Source organism: Actomonas aquatica (assembly GCF_019679435.2).
GTDB lineage: Bacteria > Verrucomicrobiota > Verrucomicrobiia > Opitutales > Opitutaceae > Actomonas > Actomonas aquatica.
Genome location: NZ_CP139781.1, coordinates 1,263,366 through 1,284,281, shown reverse-complemented (window position 1 = coordinate 1,284,281; position 20,916 = coordinate 1,263,366). Strand labels below are relative to the sequence as shown.

Annotated in this window: 17 protein-coding genes; 6 read left to right on the top strand and 11 right to left on the bottom strand. The window is 62.1% G+C overall.

What is annotated here, in order from left to right; translation table 11 throughout:
- Positions 1-3 precede the first annotated feature (3 nt).
- On the top strand, positions 4-819 hold the full coding sequence (locus K1X11_RS04850; RefSeq protein ID WP_221031822.1) for a TatD family hydrolase: 816 nt from the start codon (positions 4-6) through the stop codon (positions 817-819).
- On the opposite strand, the gene K1X11_RS04845 is transcribed toward K1X11_RS04850, so the two are convergent.
- The 3 genes from K1X11_RS04845 to K1X11_RS04835 form a co-directional block, all read right to left on the bottom strand.
- Positions 792-1,352: a GNAT family N-acetyltransferase gene (locus K1X11_RS04845; protein ID WP_221031821.1), complete on the bottom strand. Its 561-nt coding sequence runs from the start codon at positions 1,350-1,352 to the stop codon at positions 792-794. The two genes, K1X11_RS04850 and K1X11_RS04845, sit on opposite strands and share 28 nt — an antisense overlap.
- On the bottom strand, positions 1,349-1,978 hold the full coding sequence (locus tag K1X11_RS04840; RefSeq protein WP_221031820.1) for a helix-turn-helix domain-containing protein: 630 nt from the start codon (positions 1,976-1,978) through the stop codon (positions 1,349-1,351). The genes K1X11_RS04845 and K1X11_RS04840 overlap by 4 nt, the downstream gene beginning before the upstream one ends.
- A 75-nt stretch (positions 1,979-2,053) precedes the next feature.
- Positions 2,054-2,356, bottom strand: coding sequence for an HPr family phosphocarrier protein (locus K1X11_RS04835; RefSeq protein WP_221031819.1), 303 nt, complete (start codon positions 2,354-2,356; stop codon positions 2,054-2,056).
- Between the two features lie 74 nt (positions 2,357-2,430).
- Here K1X11_RS04835 and kdsB point away from each other — a divergent pair, with 74 nt between their 5' ends.
- Together kdsB and K1X11_RS04825 are read left to right on the top strand one after the other, a co-directional pair.
- A complete protein-coding gene (kdsB, locus tag K1X11_RS04830; RefSeq protein ID WP_221031818.1) occupies positions 2,431-3,174 on the top strand; it encodes a 3-deoxy-manno-octulosonate cytidylyltransferase in 744 nt (247 codons plus the stop codon).
- A gap of 186 nt (positions 3,175-3,360) precedes the next feature.
- The gene (locus tag K1X11_RS04825; protein WP_221031817.1) at positions 3,361-9,570 is read left to right on the top strand and encodes a hypothetical protein; all 6,210 of its coding nucleotides are present in this window, start codon (positions 3,361-3,363) and stop codon (positions 9,568-9,570) included.
- A 76-nt stretch (positions 9,571-9,646) separates the two neighbouring features.
- Here K1X11_RS04825 and carA read toward each other — a convergent pair whose 3' ends face one another.
- A complete protein-coding gene (gene carA, locus K1X11_RS04820) occupies positions 9,647-10,819 on the bottom strand; it encodes a glutamine-hydrolyzing carbamoyl-phosphate synthase small subunit (protein ID WP_221031816.1) in 1,173 nt (390 codons plus the stop codon).
- 163 nt (positions 10,820-10,982) lie between these two features.
- On the opposite strand from carA, the gene K1X11_RS04815 reads away from it, so the two are divergent.
- The 3 genes from K1X11_RS04815 (at position 10,983) to K1X11_RS04805 (ending at position 14,716) form a co-directional block, all read left to right on the top strand.
- Positions 10,983-12,167 (top strand): KamA family radical SAM protein, encoded by a 1,185-nt coding sequence (locus K1X11_RS04815; protein ID WP_221031815.1) that lies wholly within the window; start codon positions 10,983-10,985, stop codon positions 12,165-12,167.
- A 589-nt stretch (positions 12,168-12,756) separates the two neighbouring features.
- Positions 12,757-13,788, top strand: a complete 1,032-nt coding sequence (locus K1X11_RS04810) for a hypothetical protein (RefSeq protein ID WP_221031814.1) — start codon at positions 12,757-12,759, stop codon at positions 13,786-13,788.
- Positions 13,789-13,798: 10 nt separating this feature from the next.
- Positions 13,799-14,716 carry a hypothetical protein gene (locus K1X11_RS04805; RefSeq protein ID WP_221031813.1) on the top strand — a complete coding sequence of 306 codons (918 nt, stop codon included), beginning with the start codon at positions 13,799-13,801 and terminating at the stop codon, positions 14,714-14,716.
- Positions 14,717-14,759: 43 nt separating this feature from the next.
- Here K1X11_RS04805 and K1X11_RS04800 read toward each other — a convergent pair whose 3' ends face one another.
- The 7 genes from K1X11_RS04800 to greA all read right to left on the bottom strand — a co-directional run bounded on the left by K1X11_RS04800 (position 14,760) and on the right by greA (position 20,830).
- Positions 14,760-15,284, bottom strand: coding sequence for an RNA polymerase sigma factor (locus K1X11_RS04800; protein ID WP_221031812.1), 525 nt, complete (start codon positions 15,282-15,284; stop codon positions 14,760-14,762).
- Between the two features lie 72 nt (positions 15,285-15,356).
- Complete coding sequence (locus K1X11_RS04795; RefSeq protein WP_221031811.1) at positions 15,357-15,938, bottom strand: pyridoxamine 5'-phosphate oxidase family protein; 582 nt, start codon at positions 15,936-15,938, stop codon at positions 15,357-15,359.
- A gap of 329 nt (positions 15,939-16,267) precedes the next feature.
- Entirely contained in the window at positions 16,268-16,849 is a 582-nt protein-coding gene (locus tag K1X11_RS04790; RefSeq protein ID WP_221031810.1) for a TetR/AcrR family transcriptional regulator, read from the bottom strand.
- A 60-nt stretch (positions 16,850-16,909) separates the two neighbouring features.
- Complete coding sequence (locus K1X11_RS04785; protein ID WP_221031809.1) at positions 16,910-17,401, bottom strand: nuclear transport factor 2 family protein; 492 nt, start codon at positions 17,399-17,401, stop codon at positions 16,910-16,912.
- A 21-nt stretch (positions 17,402-17,422) separates the two neighbouring features.
- Entirely contained in the window at positions 17,423-17,650 is a 228-nt protein-coding gene (locus tag K1X11_RS04780; protein ID WP_221031808.1) for a hypothetical protein, read from the bottom strand.
- A gap of 327 nt (positions 17,651-17,977) precedes the next feature.
- Positions 17,978-18,919: an ArsR/SmtB family transcription factor gene (locus K1X11_RS04775; RefSeq protein WP_221031807.1), complete on the bottom strand. Its 942-nt coding sequence runs from the start codon at positions 18,917-18,919 to the stop codon at positions 17,978-17,980.
- 132 nt (positions 18,920-19,051) lie between these two features.
- Positions 19,052-20,830 (bottom strand): transcription elongation factor GreA, encoded by a 1,779-nt coding sequence (gene greA, locus K1X11_RS04770; protein ID WP_225919547.1) that lies wholly within the window; start codon positions 20,828-20,830, stop codon positions 19,052-19,054.
- Positions 20,831-20,916 lie beyond the last annotated feature (86 nt).

Below are 20,916 nucleotides of genomic sequence, written 5' to 3'. Positions count from 1 at the left end.
ACAATGGGCCTGATCGATTCACACACGCACCTCGACTCGTTTGTGCGGCGCGGGGAGTTGGCGCCGATTCTGGACCGTGCGCGCACGGCCGACGTCGACGCCATGATCACGGTCGGCACGGCCAGCGACGACTGGTTGGGTTACCGGGAACTGGCAATGGCGCAGGCCGGCACGGTATTTTACACCGCAGGGCTGCATCCGTGCTCGGTCGACGAGACATGGGAGCAGGAGCTGGCGCAGTTGCCGGTCTTCTGGCGCGACGGCGGACTGGTGCCCGTGGCGCTGGGCGAGTGTGGGCTCGATCGGTTTCATTTGCCCAAGAAGGACGAAGCGAAGGCCGAGCAGTTGATGGCCTGGCAAAAGGCGGCCTTTGCGGCGCAACTGGCGCTGGCCAAGGAGTTGGACGCGCCGGTGGTGGTGCACTCGCGGGGCGCGTTTGCCGAGTGTGTCGAGTTGATCGACGCGAGCGGGGTGAATTGGAAGCGGGTGGTGTTTCACTGCTTCGCCGAAGGTCCGGCCGAGATGACCGTGCTGCGCGAGCGGGGCGGATTTGGCTCCTTCACCGGCATTCTGACTTACAAGAACGCCGAGTCGGTGCGGGAGGCGGCGAAGGTGCAGGGGCTGGAGCACCTCATGCTCGAAACCGATGCGCCGTATCTCACGCCGGTGCCGCACCGCGGCAAACCCAACGAAGTGAGTTACGTGCGCCACACGGCGGATTTTGCGGCCGAGATGTTTGGCGTCGATTACGAGACGCTGGCGACGATCACGACGCGGAACGCACGGGCGTTTTACGGTCTGCCGGCGACGGCGGTCTGAGCTTCGTCGCGTAAATCGCGATAGAAGTAGGTGGTCGGACAAGGTTCACCGTCGGGCATGAGCGCGTAGCGGGGAATCTCGCCGACGCGCACCCAACCGAGGCGCGTGTAGAGGCGATCGGCGGTGCTGCCGGTGACGGTGTCGAGCACGAGCAAGTTTTTGCCGCGGGCGATGGCTTCGGCTTCGGCGGCGCGCATGAGAGCTTCGCCGAGACCGCGGCGACGAGCGCGGCGGTGGACCAACATCTTGGCGAGGTCGGCGCGGTGCGGTTGGTTGGGGGGCAGATCGAGGTGGAGCTGCACGGTGCCGCAGATGCCCAGCTCGTCTTCGGCGACCAGCAGGGCTTTTTGCCCCGCGCGGACATCCATCGCAATGCGCTCCCAGAATTTGTGTGCGTCGTCGAGGGAGTAGGGCGCCATAAAGCTCACGGAAGCGCCGCCGTTTACGCAGTCGTGCAACACCGACGCGAGTTGCTCGAGCTCGTGGGGCAGCGGGTCGCTCAGAAGACGGATGGAAGGCGGCGATGCACTCATGGCAAGCGGGGGCGGGAAGCGGCCGATGGCACGATCACGACAGCGTAGCGCGCTTCGGATCGAGTTGGGTTGTGAAAGGCGGTGGGGCGGTCGAGGAGGAAGGCGAGGGTATCGCCGACGCTAAGTTCGTAGGTGTCGTCGCCGTGGCGGATGTGCATGGCGCCCTCGAGCATCCAAACCTGTTGATGCACGGGGGCGTCGTAGTGTGTGGTGTCGAAGGCGATGTGGGCGCCGGCGGGAAAGGAGACGTCGACGATGCGGGCGAAGTCGGTGGCTCCGGCCGGGCTCACTTCGGTGCGTTGATAACCGGAGGCGGGATCGCGCCACACGACGTGCTCGGCGGCGCGGCGTAGGGGCGACGGCGGCGTGGCATCGGTGGTGGGGACGGGGGAGAAGAGTTCGGCCAAGGGCACGGAGAGGCCGGTAGCGATCTTCTCCAGGACGGTGGCGGTGGGGCTGCTTTCACCGCGTTCGATCAGCGACAACATCGAGCGGCTGACGCCGGTGCGTTCGGCGAGCGCGGCGAGCGAGACGCCCCGGGCGTCGCGCAGGGCGCGGAGCCGGGCGGCGATGTGTTCGTTGACGCTGGAGCGCGGGTTATCTGCCAAGGTGGATGGGGTATCCAATATAATGGATTATTGGTCAAGACTCGGCTGGTTCAAATTTCTAAACTAGAGGAGCACGATGTGCCGATGAGTGGATCAGGCCTCGTCGAACTTGCGGGCGAAGAGCGCCTCGAGTTCGTCGAGCATGGCGGCACCGTCGTCGCCGGTGACGCTGAAGCGCACTTTGGAGCCCTTGCCGGCGGCCAACATCATCAGACCCATGATGCTTTTTCCGTTCACCTGTTCGTCGTCCTTTTCGACCAATACGTCGGCTTTGAACTTGTTGGTGACGCGAACGATCATGGCCGCAGGACGGGCATGGATACCCATCTTGTTCTGCACGACCAGCTCGCGGGCGGTTTGTGCAGTGGGGGAGGCGGGATCGGACGTTTCAGACATGAGCGGGAAAGGCTCCGGAGCGGCAGGGCGGCTTGCAACTCAAAAACCTGTTACTCAAGGTCTCAGCCTTTTGCATGCCAAAGTTCGCGATCATCGTCCCCTGTCGTCTCGAATCCTCGCGCTTCCCGCGCAAGCTCCTGCATGAGGTGCGCGGCGTGCCGCTGGTGCTGTGGGTGGCGCGCCGGATCGCGGCCGAGGCACCGGAGTTTCCGCTGTGGTTTGCGGTGGATGATGCCTTGCTCGAAGCGCCGCTGCGCGAGGCGGGTTTTCAGACCATCATGACCCGCGCCGACCACCAGAGCGGCACGGATCGGCTGGCCGAAGCGAACCGCACGGTCGGGGCGGAGTTCGTGATCAACGTGCAGGCCGATGAGCCACTGGTGACGGGCGAGCAGATCCGCGCGCTGGCCGAGCTGGTGCAGGGGCCGGTGGCGATGGCGACGCTGGCGACGCCGTTCAAGCGGGTGGTGGATTTCTACAACGCGAATCAGGTGAAGGTCGTCATGCGGCGGGACGGGCGTGCGCTGTATTTTTCGCGCTCACGCATGCCGTTTCCGCGCGATCTGGGCCTCACGATTGAGGACGACTGGGTGGCGGCGAATCCCTGCCGCAAGCACCTCGGTCTCTATGCTTACACGGCGATGTTGTTGGAGCAGTTTGCTGGTTTGCCGCAAGGACAGCTCGAGCAGATCGAGAAGCTGGAGCAATTGCGGGTGTTGGAGAATGGCTACGACATTGCGGTCGGTTTGACCGATGATCCGGGGCTGGGCGTCGATACGCCGGCGGATGCCGAGCGTTTTGAGGCGGCGCTGGGTTGAGCGGCGGATCGCGACCGGGCTGGCGGAGCGCGCACCGGTTCGGGCCATGATCGGTCATGTCGCGGGGGATTTTCTATAACCTCTGCTGCTGATGGCCTCGTCGGGGGGACTTAGGGTCGCAAATGAGAGTGACCTGCAATAGGGGCATTAATGTCTGCCGTTCTGGCGGGTGCCCCAACTGGTCCCATGGTGCTTTCGTCCCTCTTCCCCCAACGCGTCCGTTGCCTCGCCGCGTGGATCCTTTCCGGGATCGCGGTCGTCGCGCAGGAGCTCTCGATCGATTTTGAATCCGTATCCACTGCTGAGCTGCAGGTGAGGGTGACAGGTCCGGATGGTGAACCGGTGGTGATCGAAGTTTCGGACGACCTGATCCATTGGGCGGAGTTGGAACGCGGCACGTTAGCGGGCGGAGCGCATGCGGCGACCGATGACGGGCTGGGGGTGAGCGGTGCGCGGCAGCGGTTTTACCGGGCGCGGATCTTGGGCGAGGACGAGCTGTTTGAGCTGTTGCAGGAAGACCAGCGGGTGCTGGCGGGCGACACCTTGATTCTGCGTCTGCAGGGGGGCGCGGGGGGCAACTGGGCTTGGAGCGTGGACGGCGTGGAAGGCGGCAATGGGACCGTCGGCACGATTCGGGTCAGCCTGACGGATTCGGCGGTGGCGTATTACACCGCGCCGACCGGCACGACCGGGCTCAACGTGACCCTGCGGGCGACCGATTTGGATGACGCTTCGCGTGTGGCCGACACGGGGGTGACGGTGGAGGCGTTGCCCGGTGAGTTGGTCATTGTGCCGGGTGATTCCATCATCGGGGTGGGGGAGACGGTGCAGTTTCAGGCGGGTATCCATATTGTGGATTTCGGCTTCCTGCCGTTGCGCAACGCCGTCTGGAAACTGAACAACTACGTGGGCGGCTTGCCGGGCCTGGGCGCGCTGTCGCTGGACGGCACCTACACGGCTCCGCCGGTTTTGCCGGATGCGTTGCCGGTGGATATCGTGGTGGGTTATTCGCTGGGGGCGGAACAGGCGCCGCTGCAGACGGCCGCGATCACGCTGGTCGATGTGGAGATCTCGCCGGGGGAAGTGGTGCGCTTCGACGAAACGGAATGGGACACCGAACCGCAGACTCAGTTTGTGGCGACGCGGCATTTCTCGGATGGCACCACCGGCACCCCGGGGGCAGCGGCGTTTTCGTGGACGAGTAATCCGGAGGAACGGGTCACGGTCGATGACACCGGCTTGATGACGGTGTGGGAGGAACCGGGTCTCGCGGTCGTAACGGCGCAGGACCTGACCTACCAAGTGGTCGGACGAGCGACGGTGAAAGCGCGCGAGCCGGTGTATTTTTGGGCGGTGGAGGCACAGGTGCTGGGGGACGTGTCCTATGCGGGCGGATACAACCAGATCGAGGTGACGCAACCCGATGTGACCTTTGCGCTCGACCCGCGGCTGCGTATCACCCGGGTTCCATTCTACAGCATTTATGGTCCCGAGCCGGAGCACATCAGCGGGCGGGACATCGCCGCCATTACGTATTCAGCAACTGGAGACGTGGTGGATTATAACCAGTTCGATCGCATCGTGCAGAACACCGGCATCGCGGCGCGCATCGAGGAAAAGTCCGGCGTGCTGGAGATCGGCGACACGGCGGGGCAGGGCGTCGTCACGGTGTCGTATGACGACGGTGAGTATCAGAATTCCACCACCGTGAATGTGCGCTACACGCAGCTCGACATGAACGTGTCGGTGATGGGGTCGCAGACGGAAGCGACGGACGAGGTCTACATCACCGAATGGATCGATTTCGACGTGCAGCTGAGCAACCCCTTCGAAGGCGACTACGAAAACGGCGCGAGTGTTTTTGTCGGCAAAATGGAAGTGAAAGTGGAAGTCGTGGAGGGCGACGAGTTCTGGGTGGTCTACGATCGGTATCTGCGGGATGGGGAGCTGCCGCCGACGAATGGCACGGCGGTAACCGATGTGATGGTGGAAAAGACCGCGGAATTTCGGGGTTTTGTGGCTGAGTCAAATTTGCCGGATACGGGTGGCTTCGGCGTAACCGTGCATCCGAATCACGGACGGGCACGTTTCAGCGTGTCGCCGACCCGCGCGGGCGAAATGACCTTTCGCGTGAGTGTCGTGAATGATCCCAACATCCCGGCCCAGACCTTCACGCTGAACGTCATTCAGCCGGAGCTGCAGATGGTCGAGTTGGTGGGGCGGCCGGTGCCGCCGGACAACCAATTGCCGGTGCGTCATTTCCTGCCACTGCAGTTGGTGGAGGGACAGCCCAATCTACGCAGCATGCAGTTCAACGGCACGAGCTGGGCGGACCTCTACCCCGAGGAGTGGGTGATCGAACGTCCGGCCGTGCAGCCGGAGGAAGGCGTGACGGACGCCGGATCGTCGGCGGCGGGCGGCGGGACCTTGCATGTGCCGGTCTCGGAGGTGCCCAACTTCTACGACTTTAAGGAGTTTTTCGACGCGCCTGGCACCTACACGGTGCGACGCGCGCTGGCGGGCCGGCCGGAGATTTCGACCGCGCCGTTCACCTTCTCGGTGCCGTCGTTGGATGAGCTCACCTGGCCGACGAAGGGGGACAATCCCTGGCACGACAGTGGCGAGCAGGTGCCGGACAACATGATGTTGGGCGGCATCGAAGTGCTGTGGCCGAAGCGCGGGGTGTGGATTCCCGGCAAGTCGATTCGCGTCGTGATGCAGCACTACAACGCGGCCGGCGAGGCGATGGCCGTCGGGCAGACGTTTCAGGAGAGCTACGTCGGCGGTTATGCGGAGCGGGTGGAAGCTCCCTCGACCACGTTGCTGTATGCGCGACCGCGGCGGCTGATCGGCCCGGGCGTGACGTTTGACTACGACCAGTTCGATACGGGGCAGGGTTACGAGGACAACCTCTACGTCGATGCAACCGGTCAGCAGGCTTTCACGATCAATGTGCTGGAAAACTCCAATTACACTGCGGAACAACAACGCTACGATTTGTTGATCGGCTTCGACCTGACTCCGGTGCAGCGCGACTACTACACGCCCTTTGAGGGTGATCGCTTTTTCAGTTACACCTACACGTTCAACGGCTCGGGCTACCCGCTGACCGAACAACCCGCGATCGCGCCGCCAACGATTGCAGCGGCTAACTACGCCGATCCCGCCTGGAGTGCGCTGCACAACTTCGTGATCCGTATCGGTGGTCACGGCGTGGTGTTCACGCCGGACCGCTTGCCGATCCCGTCCGAGCGGGTGCGGCAAGCCGTGGCCGATGGCGACCTGCCGGCAGAAGCGGCGCAAGTGCGCGTGACACTCGAAGGCACGGAAGGTTTTGCTGAGGCCTTGGCCGCGGGTTTTGACGGGACCCTCGATCTGGGCGACGGTTTATCGTTGGCGAGTCACGAAATCGACGGCGACGCCCTGCGTCTCGTGATCGATGTCGACGCGACCTATTGGGGGAGTGCGACGACCAATGACTACGACGTGCGCGAGGTGGAGTTGGTGTTGGGTGACGGCTCCACGTGGCCCGGTGAATTCCAACTTTTCGGCGCGGCGCTCACGCCGAAGAATCCGAATGGCGAAGTCGATGTCGCGCTGAACGCCAGCTACGGTTTGGCGGCACCGCGTGGGAGCGTGGAGTTTGGGTTTGAGCGACGCGGGCTCACGTTGCCTCCGCTCACCGCGACCCTGCGCCCGTCGATCCATGCCGTGTGGGATGCGAATCAGGACGGCGTCGCGGACCCGGAGGAAGATACCAATAACGACGGCCGTTTTGACGAAGCCGATGTCGCGGCGGGGGCGGCGGGCTTCCGCGGTCAATTTGCCACCAGTCCCTTGCTGGGTTTCTCTCGTCAGACCGACCCGCTCACTGGCGAGGCGGTGGTGCGGGACTTGGCGCGGGAGTTCACGATCGGCACGTGGACGGGCCTGCGTATCTACGGGAACACTACAGATCGACGCACGGTCAGCCGCAGTCGCCAATTGGGGGAGCTGGGCCTGCCGGACGGCTTGCCGGACTTCTTGAGTTCCGGGCAGGGCGCCGAGGCGGTGGAAATCACCGCGAGCGGCAACTACGTCGATTACCAGCGTTTCACGGCCTATAACTTTACGACCGAGTTTGTGCCGGCGGAGGAGGAACCGGTGATCGGCTTCGACGACGTGAAGGCCGACCTGCACGAAACCTACCGGCGCTACTCGCAGTTTGATCTGCCGCTCAACCTGGCGGATGTGGCGGGCAATCCCAAGGTCACGCGGTCGGTCTCCGTGTGGGTCGATCACGAGGCGACGGACTTTGATCACTTCCGGGCGGAGACACCGGAAGGGGAGGAGCCCACGACATCGTTTGAGAATATCCTCTACGGGCAATGGCCGTCGCAGTATTACGGTGGGGTCCTGGACCAATACTTCCAGATGGAGGTGTATCAGGGCACCGTCTTCGACTTGGGCAAAGACGGGCGAGTGCGTGAATACACGCCACTCGATCCGCCCGGCACGCCGACGGGCACCACGCGCCACCATTTTGGCGTCGCTCTCGATGGTGTGCTCTACGACGCGCACCACGGCAGCGTGCCGAAACCGCGTCTGCGCGATGCGTTTTATGCGGCCATTCCGGTGGTGGGCGCGGAGGCGAGTGCGATCTACGGGGCCGCGGCACTGGCGAGTAATCGGTTCGACTACGTGCCCAACTCGTCGGACTTGCTTGGGCTCGACATCGTGACGGATCTTACGGCGGAGACGGGCTCGCTCAATGATCTGGAACTGTTGCCTCGGCTGGGTGCGGTTTCGGGTGGGTTTGTGGATGTGCGCACCGACGATGCGCCGACCTTTGCCATCGAAGCGACGCTGCCCGGGGCGCAGTTACCGGGCCTGCATGCTGGTTATCTGATCAAGGGGCAGGCCGACCAGATCCGGGATCCGTTTAGCGAGGCGATCGAGGATGACCTGGAGCAAGTCTCGCTGACGCGCCTCGGCGCGGTGGGCGCGGCGGCCGGGACGAAGCCGCAGTTTGAAGAGGTCTTTCTCGGGTCGACTCAACCGCGGCCGGTCATGATTTACGGCAGCGACGTCGACAAGAAAGCGCCGGTCGAGACGGGGGTGCGGATCTCGGCGAGTTTCGCGATCGGGGTGGATCCCTTGGATTACGCGCCGGCCAATCCGGACACGTGGAAGATCAAAGCCGGTCTGAACCTGACGGAGCGCCAAGCGTTGGGCGATCCGGCGGTGGATCTGTTGGTGACCACGCAGAGCGAGGGCGACGAGGAGGCGACCAAAATCGTGGCCGATGCGGTGGTCGACCTCACGGTCGATATCATCGCGAATGCGGTGCTGAGCACCGTCACCTCGGGGGGCTATTTGGCGGCGTGTCAGCCGGGCGTGGATGTGACCACGGCGGCGATCAATTTGGGAGTCGGGCTGGGCGAAAACGCCGTGCTTGATGTGGCTCCGGGCAAGAAGGGCCCGATCGCGATGGTGCTGAACGGCACCCTGAACGGGACCGAGACGTCGGTGCCCGGGTTCAGTCTCACCTCGGCCAAGGGCGCGTTGGAGGGGCTGCGGGCGACGCCGGATACCGAGACGGGGTTAAAGCGATTCACGTCGCAAAGTTACCGAGTGTCGCAGCCCCTGAGCTTCAACCACTGCGACCTGCTGCAGCAGCCGTTCAATCTGCTGAAGGACCGGATCAAGTCGACTTACACGGCGCGCACCTTCGGTGGCTTGGGCGCTTCGGAGGCGGTCGGGGTGAAGGTGCTGGCGATCTGTATCCCGGTGGACGCGCAGTTGGATAATGGGGTGTTCAGCGCCTACACCAGCTTCTCGCGCCGGGCGTTTATTCAGCCGAAGGAGCAGGCCACCAAACCCCTGAGCGAGCTGCCGTGGCAGAGCATTTGGGAAAGCTATCCGTATCCGGACGAGGTGTCGGATGAGGAGCTCCTCACCACGTTGATGGCGTTGGCCGACGACCCGGCGGTGGGCGAGGATGCGCTGGCGATTCTGCGCGCAGCCGGGGCGTATTCCCTGCAACGGGAAACGGATCGCACGCTCATCGAGGACATCGGCACCACCAATCCAGCCTACGTGACGGCGAAACTGCAGGAGACCCGCTACCAGTCCTACAAGCTGCGCACGTTCCCGATGCACGAGATTTCGCTGTATGTGGGACCTGGATACACCGTGGACGCCAACGGCGAGAGCGCGTTTGGTGACTTCGTGCTGACGCCGGGCGAGACGCAGATCCCGGTCTCCTACGGCGCCGTGGCGACGGCCACGCGCACCAACGAAAATGCGAATGCGCGGGCGCTGTTCCGGCATCACGGTATCGATCTGCAGATGCTGGGCATTGTGATTCAGGATCCGGCGGACCTGCCGACACCCGCGCCCGAGCCGGAGGAGTGACCCGGGCAAAAGCAAAGGCCGGCGAATGGCCGGCCTTTGCAGAAGGTGGGGATGTGAAACGGAGTGAGGTGCGGCCTCAGATCTTTCCGTCTTTGCGCTTCTGGATGAGGTTGTAGAAGTCGACGAAGAGCGGATCGGCGTCGTTGGGGCCGGGGGCGGCTTCCGGGTGGTATTGCACCGAGAAGATCGGCAGCTCCTTGTGGCGCAGGCCTTCGACCGTGTTGTCGTTCAAGTTGATCTCGGTGACCATGGCGCCGCCGGCTTCGAGGCTATCGGGATCGGTGGCGAAGCCGTGGTTCTGCGCGGTGATGGAGACGCGGCCGGTCTCGAGGTTCTTGACCGGCTGGTTGCCGCCGCGGTGACCAAACTTGAGTTTGAAGGTTTTGCCGCCCATGGCGTGGGTGAGCATCTGGTGGCCGAGGCAGATGCCGAAGGTCGGCAGCTCGGGCAGCAGGGCGTTGACGGTGCGGTGCACGTAGTCGAGGGCGGCCGGGTCGCCGGGGCCGTTGGAGAGGAAGAGGCCGTCGGGGGCGTGTTCGCGGATCATCTCGGGCGTCGCGGTGGAGGGGAAGACCTGCACGTCGAAGCCGTGGCGGATGAGTTTGCGGAAGATGGTGTGCTTGGCGCCGAAGTCGAAGGCAGCGACGCGGAAGCGCTTCTCGCGGGTTTGGTGGGCGCCGAAGGACGTGCCGTCGGGCAAGTAGGGGGCGTTGTAGCGCTCGGGCTCATCGGCACCCCAAATGTAGGGTTCCTTGCAGCTCACGTCCTTTACGTAGTCGCTGCCGGCCATGTCTTGCCAGCCGCGGGCCTGGGCCACGGCTTCCTCGTCGGTGATCGGCAGGGTGCTGATGCAGCACTTCATGGCGCCGTCGACGCGGAGCTTTTTGGTAATGGCGCGGGTATCGACCTCGCTGATGCCGGGTATGCCGTATTTCGCGAGGTAGGCGTCGAGCGTGATGGTCGAACGCCAATTGGAGGCGATAGGGGAGAGTTCCCGCACCACAAAACCGGAGCACATCGGGTGTCCGGCCTCGGCGTCCTCGGGGCTGATGCCGTAGTTGCCGATCTGGACAGCGGTCATGGTCACGATTTGGCCGAAGTAGGACGGATCGGTGACGATCTCCTGATAACCCGTCATGGAGGTGTTAAAAACACATTCTCCGGCGACGGTGGCATCGGCGCCAAAAGCGAGGCCATGGTAGACCGAACCATCTTCGAGGGCGAGGACCGCGGGTTTGGATGAGGACATTAAAGGCGGACGAAAACTCGTGGTCCGGCACCTGCCAAGGGATTTCTCAGGGGGCGCCCAAGTTCTGCGCGAATGCGGGAATAAACCGGTGGTGAGATTCTCGGAGGTCGGAAGCTGGCACCTCGTTTGACAGCGCGCTTTGGGGCCGCTTACTGCGGGCATAATGGCATATACCGACGATCGCTCCAGCTGGTTTGAAGGCCAAGGACTCTGGCAACACGTCCCAGCCGAACAGTGGCAGGACTGGACTTGGCAGCTTAAGAATCGCCTCACCTCGGGCGAGGATCTCGAGCGTTACATGACCCTCACGCCGGAGGAAAAGCGCGGGGTGGCCTTTGCCGGGCGGAAGCTGGCGATGTCGATTACGCCCTATTTCTTCAATCTGATCGATCGTAACGATCCCAACTGCCCGATCCGTAAGCAGCTGATCCCGCGTGAAGGGGAAATGTTTATCTCCAACGAGGAGCAACTGGACTCGCTCGGTGAAGACGAACACTCGCCGGTGCCGGGCATTGTGCATCGTTATCCGGATCGCGTGCTGTTTTTGGTGACCGATCGTTGTGCCGCCTATTGCCGCTATTGCACGCGCAGTCGGTTGGTCTCCAACGCTCAGGACTACAATTTCCACCCGGAATACGAGCAGGGTCTGCGCTACATCGAATCCCACCCGGAGGTGCGCGACGTGCTGCTGTCAGGGGGAGACCCGCTGTTGCTCTCCGATCGCAAGCTGGAGCACCTCTTGGCGCGGTTGCGCGAGATCCCGCATGTCGAGTTCATCCGCATCGGATCGCGCATCCCGGTGTTCCTGCCGCAGCGCATCACGCCGAAGCTGTGCGAGATCTTCAAAAAATACGGACCGATCTGGATGAGCATCCACGTGAACCATCCCAAGGAGGCGACCGCCGAGCTACGCGATGCCTGCGAGCGACTGGCCTTTGCCGGCGTGCCGTTGGGCAATCAAAGCGTGTTGCTCTCCGGCGTGAATGACGATCCCGAGACGATGAAGGCACTGGTGCATCGACTCCTGCGGATGCGGGTCCGGCCCTATTACATTTACCAGATGGACCTCATCACCGGTGGGGCGCACTTCAAAGTGGATGTGCGCAAGGGCATTGAAATCATCCGCGCGCTGCGTGGTCACACCACGGGTTACGCGGTGCCGCAATACGTCATCGATGCGCCCGGTGGCGGTGGCAAAGTGCCCATCAATCCGGACTATCTGGAGCAGATCACCGACGACGAAGTGGTGTTTCGAAACTACGAAGGGAAGCAGTTCCGCTACCCGCTGCACTCTACTGGCTTAAAGCGGGCAGTGGAGGATCCAGCTGCTTTGATCGACGCTTCCTGAATAGGGAAGGTTGGCCCTGCGCCACGCCTTCGCGGAGGCGGATCAAACTGGTATGAATATTTTTTCAGTTTTCCGGCAGGAAAATTGAGCGAATTGCAAAAGCCGGCGTCTATCCCGGTGCAGATAGACAGCACCCGTAAGAGAATCAGCTGTGGTTGAGGTTTTACGGTTTGCTTGGTGTTAGGTCATTAGGGGCGCCCTTTTCTTGGGGGCGCCCCTATTTGTTGGGGGGAATAGTCACGGTATTGGGCGGGGGCGAAAACTGTGCATACTTTTGCAAGGTGAAGAACTACAACAGGAAGCGTAGTTCGGGGGCGGTCGATGGAAAAACTTCCAGTTTTCTTTGAGCGTTTTGAAGGAGCCCGGCGTCTACCTCTGCACAACGACTTTAGAAAGGTCGTAGCAGTTAGGGTTTAGTTCTTAAGTTTTGCTTGGTGTTAGGTAGTGAAGGGCGTCCATCAAAGGGCGCCCTTCTTGTTTCTGCGGCCCGGTGCGGGAGGGGATCGGGGGGACGGTTACCGGAATTAATTTTCCCTATTAGGGCTACGGACTTGCCGCCCTAGAGACGTTTCGATACTCGGTTTCCTCCGTGAAAGCTAAGCGTGCACGTTTCGGTTTTATCTTGGCATTCGGTGGGTTGCTGACGGGAGGCGCGCTGGTCGCGCAATCGGCTTACACCACGCCTATCGGGATCATGGCCTATCGCATCGAAGGCGGCACGCCAGCCGCTCCGGTTACGACGACCTTCAGCCTGCCCTTGGCCGACACGCCCGGGGCCAGTGGCGCCAAGGTTTTTGTGGCCAACGCCTATGATGGCACGGTGCTGACGGCCACCGGCGCGGGGTGGACGGACGGAGCGCTCGCCTTGTCGGCCTTCCCCTATGACGCGCGGGTGCTCAGTGGCTCCGCCACGGGGACGCGGGCGGCGATCACGGCGAATACGACCGATACGGTCAATCTGGCCGGGCGAGATCTGGCCGCGTTGGGGCTGAGTGCGGGGACCGAAGGCGACAGCCTGGAGCTCGTGCCGGTCGACACTTTGGAGACCTTGTTTGCCAACGACCTCTTCGATGGCGGCGCGAGTGCAGACACCGCCGATGGCGTGACCGTCAAACATCTGGGCGCAGCGGGAGGCGCGTATTATTACGACACGACGGCCGAGCAATGGGTGGAGGCGCTGGCACCGACGACACCGGCCAGCGATATCCGGCTCAGCCCGGAAGGCATGGTGGCGGTGACGCGCCGCGGACCAGCGCTGACGTTCTATGTTACCGGTCGGGTCGCATCGACTGATCTAAATTTCCCGGTAGCCAACTCCGGCGTCACCTACACGCACGTCGGGTTTCCGGTCGATAAGACGCTCGGTGAGCTGGGGCTCGATACGGCCATTGCCGGCTGGGTGAGTGACGCAAACCCGGACCTGGCGGATTTGGTAGGCGTATCGGTCGGCGCTGGCTGGGTGTATTATTATCACGACGGCAGTGCTTGGCGCCGCACGGTGGGGGCAGCGAGCGACCGCGGCTCGGTGGTCGTCCCGGCGGGCAAACCCTTACAGATTCTGCGGCGAGGTGCGACGGCCGGAACGTCGAGCCTGGTCCTGAGCAACCCGGTTTCTTCCTGAGGATTCAGCCATGCGTAGTTCATCTCGTTTTCTCTCTCAGATGGTGCCCGCGGCTTTGGTGGCCGGAGTGTTTGGCTCCCAGGCGTTCGCGGCTGACACGCTGGAGGATTTCTCTGCGCTCTTGGGTGACTCGACTTATTTTGCCGGTTCCTGGGAGTCGGCGGCTTCGGTGAGTGGTTCGACGACCCCGCAGGCTTCCCTGACTCAGGGGGAGGGTGTTTTTAACGTCGATGCGGGTGGCGCGACCAACGATGCGGGCTCGTTTTTGGAGCGGCATTTCACCACGCCGATTGACCTCGGGGAGGCTCAGACCCTCTCGGTCAAGGCCCACGTGCTGAGTGGCAACGAGGCGACGGCGATCGAGGTGCGTCTTTTCGATACGGCCGGGGCGTCCGCTTATGCCATGTTCGAGGCAGCGGCCTTTGCGGGCGATGCTCCCGCAACGGTGAGTGCGATGCTGGTAGCTTCGTCGCAGTTTGATGCGAGCCAAGTGGAAGTGTTGCGCCTGTCGGGCGGCCTTCTGGATGGGGACGCGGCGTTTGCAGTGAGCTTTGACGAAATCACGTTCGGCGGCAGCGGAGCCTTTCACTCCGGCGACTACAACCAGGATGGGGCGCTGGATCTCACGGAGCTGCTGCGCATCATCGAGCTCTACAACACCCGCAATGGCACCGTGCGGACTGGAGCTTATGCGGTGGCGAGCGCCAGCGTGGACGGGTTTAGTTCGGACGCATCTCGCTTGGCTGAAAGCGGCGTGGCATTGGCTCGTTATCATTCCGGTGACTACGATCGAGATGGATACCTCTCGCTGACCGAGTTGTTGCGGGTCATCGAACTTTACAACTATCGCGAGGGCACGGTTCGCACGGGAGAGTATGCGCCCAGTCCGGATTCGGTGGATGGCTTTGCCACCGGCCCGCGTAGCTGATTTTCGCATCGGCTACGCGGAACCGTATTAGCCGTTCCTTCTTTTAGCGGGCGAGGCAGGTGGTGAGCACTTCAGACGCGGAGTCTTGGATGTAGCTCGCCAAGCGACGGTGGGCCCGGGAGAGGCGCGACATGACCGTGCCGATGGGGATGTTGAGATGCTTGGCGATGGAGCGGTAGTCCATGCCCTGCAGGTAACGCAGGCGCAGGGTGTCGCGATACATCGGCTCGAGGGAATCGATGCCCTTGCGCACGGCTTCCTTTTCGTCGCGGCCGAAGCCGGTGCCAGGGACGGCGGAGTGGTCGGCGGTTTCCGGCATATTCTCCGTGTCGGTCCAACGATTCTGGCGGGTGCGGTTGTGGAGGAACTCCCGATATACGGTGGTGTGCAGCCAGCTTTTCACCCGGGAGCGATCGCGAACGGCGTGGCTGTTGCGGGCCAGAGCGAGGAAGGCCTGCTGGGTGAGATCGGAGGCCGTGTGGGACTCACGGGTGAGGGAGGCGGCGAAACGAAAGAGGGGCACGTAATGCTCCTCGGCGATGGCTTCGATATCGAGATCGGTGGTCATGGCTGGATGGGTAGGTTCGGGTTGGTTTGGGAAAAAGCGGAAGGAGAGAAGATGGAGTCAGGGACGGCGGGATCAGGCGGCGGTGCCAAGTTGACGGAGCAGGTCCGGATCGCGGCGGATCTCATCGAGGGTGTAGCGCTGCGGAATGTGCTGAGGGCAGTTCCAGTCGTAGGCACGGAGGGTGAGCACGACGGCGCGTTCGGCGCGCCCCGCCGGGTAGGTCGGATCCTGCAGGCGATTGATAAGCTCGGGGTCCTCTTCAGCGTAGGTCCAGCGGGCTTCAGCCCAGATTTTGAGACGCTGGCGGCGCGCGTAATCCATCAGGAACAGGACCACCCGTCCGTCGTCGGCCATGTTGCCCATGCTGATGAACTGCTTGTTGCCGCCGAAATCGGCGAAACCGAGGGTGCGCTCATCGAGAATCTTCAGGAAGCCCGTGGGACCGCCGCGAAACTGGACGTAGGGCCAGCCGTTGGCTCCAACGGATGAGAAGTAGAAACCGTCTCGCTCGCGGATAAAATCGATCTCGGAAGGCGTGAGCCTGAAGCGCTCGCCGGATTGCGCGACCCGAGAGTAGGCGAAGCGTGAACCGTAGCGTTCCTGAAGAGAGAGGGCAGAAGGGCCGAAAGCGAGGTGGGTGAAGTTCTCGTTCATGACGAAGGCGGAAAGCGGAGAGGTGGGGGGGGCGTCGGGAGAGGGCGGGGGAGACAGGAGGGAAACCCTCCGGACGGTCATTGACGCAGGCTCGTGGCGATTGACCGACCGGAGGGGTTAGGCCCCTGCGACGGGTGGTTGAAGAGCAGGAAAGGGGGGATGGTGAACTCGGCTGCGGTGGGAACGGCTTTGGGGCGAAGGGTGGGGCCTAAGTTCATGGGGGTAAGGGAATCGACGTTGTTGTTGGTGAGTTAAAGGCGACCGACCGGACGGTCTATTTTAGATATGAGAGGCGACCGGTCGGTCTATTATTTCCGAAAAAACGAAAATTACTTTCGTTCGATCAGCGCACAGGCGGCGCGACGGGCGGCGTCTATTGGCCAAAGCGCGCGAAAGACCTGCATTTCGGTGATGCAACCAGAGAGGAGCACCAACAGGGAATGAGCCAAAGCGAGGTGGGCCTCGGGGGACTCTTCCGGTTTCAACCGGCTGACCAAGTGTTCCAACTGGTTCAGGAGATCCTGCTTATGTTCGAGAATTTCCTTTCGCAACGGATTGGTTGCGTCGGGCATTTCGGAAAGCGCGTTGAGAAAGGCGCAACCGCGGTAGTCGCAGTCCTGCATCCACCGCTCGACGAAGTTAAAGATCCCCAAGATTTGCCCCATGGGAGTGGGGTCTTGATCAGAGAGGTAAGCTTGGAGCCAGCTATTCCAAGTATGGTGGCGCTTATGCAACCAAGCGACGCCGAGTTGCTCCTTGGATTGGAAGTGAGAAAAAAAGGTGCCCTTGGCGATACCAGCTTTCTCAATGATCTGCTTGATGCCAGTCGCATGGTATCCCTGTTCGTAAAACAGGTAGGATGCTACATCGAGTAGCTGTTCTTTGCGGGACTTGTTGGGTTCAATGGCCATAGAAGACGTTTAGGTGTCTGAACCGACCGCCCGGTCGGTTCAAGTGCAAAATTATGACGCTCAGGCGGCTTTGGCCGGAGGTTGATTGGTTGGGACGACGGTTTCGCCGTCTCGTTGCCAATAGAATTTACGCTCACTGGCGGCAATGGGCTGGTCGTTGATGCTGGCGACGCGGCGGCGCATGAGGCCGTTGGGGGCAAACTCCCAGTTCTCGTTCCCGTGGGAGCGATACCACTGGCCGTCCTGATCGTGCCATTCGTATTCGAAGGTCACGGCGATGCGATTGCCGCTGAAGCACCAGAGGTGTTTGCGCAGGCGGTAGTCGTGTTCCTTGGCCCATTTGGCGGAGAGGAAATTCTGAATCTCCTGCCGGCCGTGGATGAATTGATCCCGATTGCGCCACTCGCAGTCGGGCGTGTAGGCGAGGCTCACCTTTTGCGGGTCGCGGGTGTTCCAAGCGTTTTCGGCCGCGGCGATTTTCGCCAGGGCAGTTTCGTGGGTGAAGGGCGGAAACGGAGGCCGCGCTTCGGGGGGAGATTTGGTTTGGTTCATGATGAAGAAAAGGAGGGAGGCTTAAATCGCCGATTGGGTCAGGGAATGCTCTGCTGGCGTCGGCTTGGTATGAGCGCAGCAGGTGGGCAGGGCGGTGGTTTGGGCCTCGAGCAAGTGGTGTTGCCCGACGCGGCCGATGCTTTCGCGCTGAGTCCGAAGCTGTTGGGCGAGCATCGGATGCGGCACCAGCGCGCTGAGCAGGAGCAGCAGGGCATGGAAGCCTCGGAACGTGTATGTGGAGCGGGTCATCGACGAAATGACCGGCCTTGAGGTGACTTATACTCCGACCAGTCGATCATTAGAGTGGGTGCGGTTGCCCCTTATTCCCTAAATGTCGCCGTGACGGGGAAGCTGCGTCTGGGCTGGATGGTTAGCTGCGCTTAAGCCGAAGGTGAAAACGTGGCTGCGATTCCCCGGTCTGTTCGCTGCGCTCCTATGCGACTACCTAGCGCGGAGTCGTCCCTGTTCTGCTTTGTTGGAGGGGCAAAGGGGCCACGGATCACACAGATTACCGCGGATTATTCTTTCCGGGAGGCCGTGAAATTCGTGGCTGAAAACCGACCTAACGAAGTAGAGCTAGTCGATCGGTTTGAAGCCGCTGGCGAGCAGGGTCTCGAAATACGGCGCCTTTTCTTCCCGACTGACGACGGTGACTTCCACCTGGTCGAATCCAGCCTGGCGCAAGTAGCGGTGCAGGTCGTTTTCGCTGAAGCCGAGCCAGACGTCGGCGTAGAGCTCGTGCGCTTTTTCGAACGTGTGTTCCTTCAGATCGAGCAAGAGCAATTGACCGCCGGGACGCAGGATGCGGGCGGCTTCCTTGATGGCGTTCTGCGGGTGCTGGGCGTGGTGCAAGGCCTGGCTCAGGATGGCGAGATCGACAGAGGCGTCGGGCAGAGGCACGTGCTCGATGTCACCAAGTTTGTAGGTGAGGTTGGCGAGACCGTTTTTCTTCGCGAGTTCGGTGCCGACCTCGACCATGCGCGGAGAATTGTCGATGCACCAGACCTTGGCCGCACGACGAGCCAGGAGTTGGGAGATGAGGCCTTCGCCGGCGCCGAGGTCGGCGATTTCGATCTGTGGGGCGAGGCGCAGAGCCAGGTGACCGATGGCTTCCCAAGAGCGGCCGGGGCAGTAGTTTTTGCCCAATTTGCCGGCGATGAGGTTAAAATACTGCTCCTGATGGGCGCGGCGTTTTTGCAGCACGCGTTCGAGGTTGGCCTGATCATCGGCGAGTTCGGGTTCGTGGCTGGCGGCGGCGGAGCAGGCGGCATCGATGAGTTGAGCCACGGCGGGGGCGATGCGCGGATGCAGGGCGTAGTAGGCGCGTTTGCCATCGCGCCGATCGCGCACCAGCTCGGCGTTACGCAGCTGGGCGAGCTGCGAGGAAATGCGCGATTGGGCCATGCCGAGAATCTCTTCGATTTCACTCACGGAGAGTTCCTCGGTGCGCAGGAGCGAGAGCAACCGCACTCGGGTGGGGTCGGAGAGAAGCTTAAGGGTGTCCCAAGTGCCGTTCACAGCAGGCAGTTAAGCGGGGAAGCAGATGCGGACGAAAGCCTTATTTCAGGGGAGGATAGCCATTGGCAGGTGGATACAAAAAAACGCCGGTCGAGCGACCGGCGTTTTGTCAGATTGGATGGTCGGCAGGAGTTAGGCCTGCTGATCAACGATGCGTTTGAGGCCCGTGATCTCGTAGTCCTCTTCGGTGTTGCCGATCTTCACCTTCACCTGCTCACCGACACGCTTGCCGAGGAGGGCCTGGCCGAGCGGGGTTTTGTAAGCGATGATGAAGTTGTCCGGATCGGAATCCCAGGCGCCGAGGACCTTGTAGGTCGGGGTCTGGCCGTTACCGAGGTTCTTGAGGGAAACGATGGAGCCCACGCCGATCATGTCGGTGGCGGCTTCGGAGAAGTCGGTGATACGAGCGTTGGCGAGGTCCTTCTCGAGCTGGGCCTTCTGGGCCATGAGCACGGATTGGTCCTGTTTCGCCATCTTGTATTCGGAGTTCTCCTTAAGGTCGCCGTGCTCACGCGCGGTGGCGATGGCCTTGGAGTTCTCCGGAATCTTCTTGGTGACGATGAGGTCGTATTCCTCGTGGCGGCGCTCGTAGCTCTCGCGGGAGACGAGGAGGGCTTCCTCCTTGGCCTCGGCGTCGCCGGCGACGAGAGACTGGGTGGCCGGGAAGATTTTGATGAAGCGGGCCAGCAGCGACTTCTTGGTGAGTTCCTCGAAGCCCTGGTTGAGCATGAGGGTATTGGCGAGGTCGCGGGCGGTCTCCGGATCGGCCGTGGAGAGCAGGTCGGCAATGAGGTCCGGGTCGTCGCTGAGGATGTCGGCGAGCGGGATGCGGCGCGCGGAGGCGGCCTGCAGGGCCTCGTAGTCGATGGCGAAGAAGATAGCGCTCAGCAGACGCGGCGTGATGAGGTCGTTGAGGAGGCTGGCGAACTTCTTGGAGTTCCGGTTCTTGACGATCCAGAGCAGCACCGGGGCGCGGAGGTTTTGCTCCACTTGCCAACGCTTGAAGGTTTCGGCGAGGTCGTCGGAGTAGCCGTTTTCAACGAGGAAATTGATGCACTCGGTGGTGAATTTGCCTTGGGAGGACTTCAGGAGATTGAAGACCACGTCGCGGCTTTCGATCGGGTGAGTCGCTTTGATGAGCTCAAGCAGACGGCTCTGGAAACCGACCGGGATGGCGTCGGCGATTTCCGGCAGGTCGCGGACATCGGCGATGATTTCGCCCTGAGAGGGTTCGAGGGTGGCGACATCGACACCGGCGAGGCCGGCCAGATCGTCACGAATGGCAGCACCGTAAAGACGCTCGGCGAGTTCGAGCTGGTTGGACTCACGCACGGACTCGGTCACGATGTGCAGGACCTTGGTGAGCTCCTCGGAGTCTTCGTCCTTTTCGTCGATGGCGGTGATGAGCTTTTCCGCCAGAGCGATACGGCGGCGGGCGGAGCGGGTGCCAAGGAAGGCTTCGATGAGCTCGTCTTTGGCGGAAACCGGGGTTTCACGCAGGACGTAGAGCTCGGTCTTTTTGGCCGGCACGGCGATGCGCGGGTCCTTGGCGACGACCTTCTTGGCGGCAGACCACCATTTTTTGAATTTCGATTCACCGACGGCTTGGGCGAGGGTGATTTCGAGGTCGATAGCGGTGGTGGCTTGGGACGGGTAGGCCTGCAGAGCCTCGACGACGAGCTGAGCCGGGTTGTTGTCGATCAGGTCCTTGATCGTGTCGGGCTCGGTCTCCTTGCGGGCGAGGATGTGGTTGGCGGGCAACACATCCATCGTGCTCACGCAGAAGGCGGGATCCATCGCGTGGCCCGGCTTGTCCTGGAAGTCGATGATCAGGCGCTCGGTGGCCTCGTCATAGCTCTTGATTTGCCCGAAGCCCCAACTGCGATGAACCACATAAGCCTCGGGCTCCATGGATTCTAGTTTGGCTACGGACGCTTTTAGCGACGGTTTTTTGGCGATTAGCGCTGATACGGCTTCCAAATTCATAACAAGGGACT

Coding starts and splice junctions, on each gene's coding strand:
- K1X11_RS04850 (WP_221031822.1), top strand. CDS start 4: ATGGGCCTGATCGATTCACACACGCACCTCGACTCGTTTGTGCGGCGC.
- K1X11_RS04845 (WP_221031821.1), bottom strand. CDS start 1,352: ATGAGTGCATCGCCGCCTTCCATCCGTCTTCTGAGCGACCCGCTGCCC.
- K1X11_RS04835 (WP_221031819.1), bottom strand. CDS start 2,356: ATGTCTGAAACGTCCGATCCCGCCTCCCCCACTGCACAAACCGCCCGC.
- kdsB (WP_221031818.1), top strand. CDS start 2,431: ATGCCAAAGTTCGCGATCATCGTCCCCTGTCGTCTCGAATCCTCGCGC.
- K1X11_RS04825 (WP_221031817.1), top strand. CDS start 3,361: ATGGTGCTTTCGTCCCTCTTCCCCCAACGCGTCCGTTGCCTCGCCGCG.
- carA (WP_221031816.1), bottom strand. CDS start 10,819: ATGTCCTCATCCAAACCCGCGGTCCTCGCCCTCGAAGATGGTTCGGTC.
- K1X11_RS04815 (WP_221031815.1), top strand. CDS start 10,983: ATGGCATATACCGACGATCGCTCCAGCTGGTTTGAAGGCCAAGGACTC.
- K1X11_RS04805 (WP_221031813.1), top strand. CDS start 13,799: ATGCGTAGTTCATCTCGTTTTCTCTCTCAGATGGTGCCCGCGGCTTTG.
- K1X11_RS04800 (WP_221031812.1), bottom strand. CDS start 15,284: ATGACCACCGATCTCGATATCGAAGCCATCGCCGAGGAGCATTACGTG.
- K1X11_RS04795 (WP_221031811.1), bottom strand. CDS start 15,938: ATGAACGAGAACTTCACCCACCTCGCTTTCGGCCCTTCTGCCCTCTCT.
- K1X11_RS04790 (WP_221031810.1), bottom strand. CDS start 16,849: ATGGCCATTGAACCCAACAAGTCCCGCAAAGAACAGCTACTCGATGTA.
- K1X11_RS04785 (WP_221031809.1), bottom strand. CDS start 17,401: ATGAACCAAACCAAATCTCCCCCCGAAGCGCGGCCTCCGTTTCCGCCC.
- K1X11_RS04780 (WP_221031808.1), bottom strand. CDS start 17,650: ATGACCCGCTCCACATACACGTTCCGAGGCTTCCATGCCCTGCTGCTC.
- greA (WP_225919547.1), bottom strand. CDS start 20,830: ATGGAGCCCGAGGCTTATGTGGTTCATCGCAGTTGGGGCTTCGGGCAA.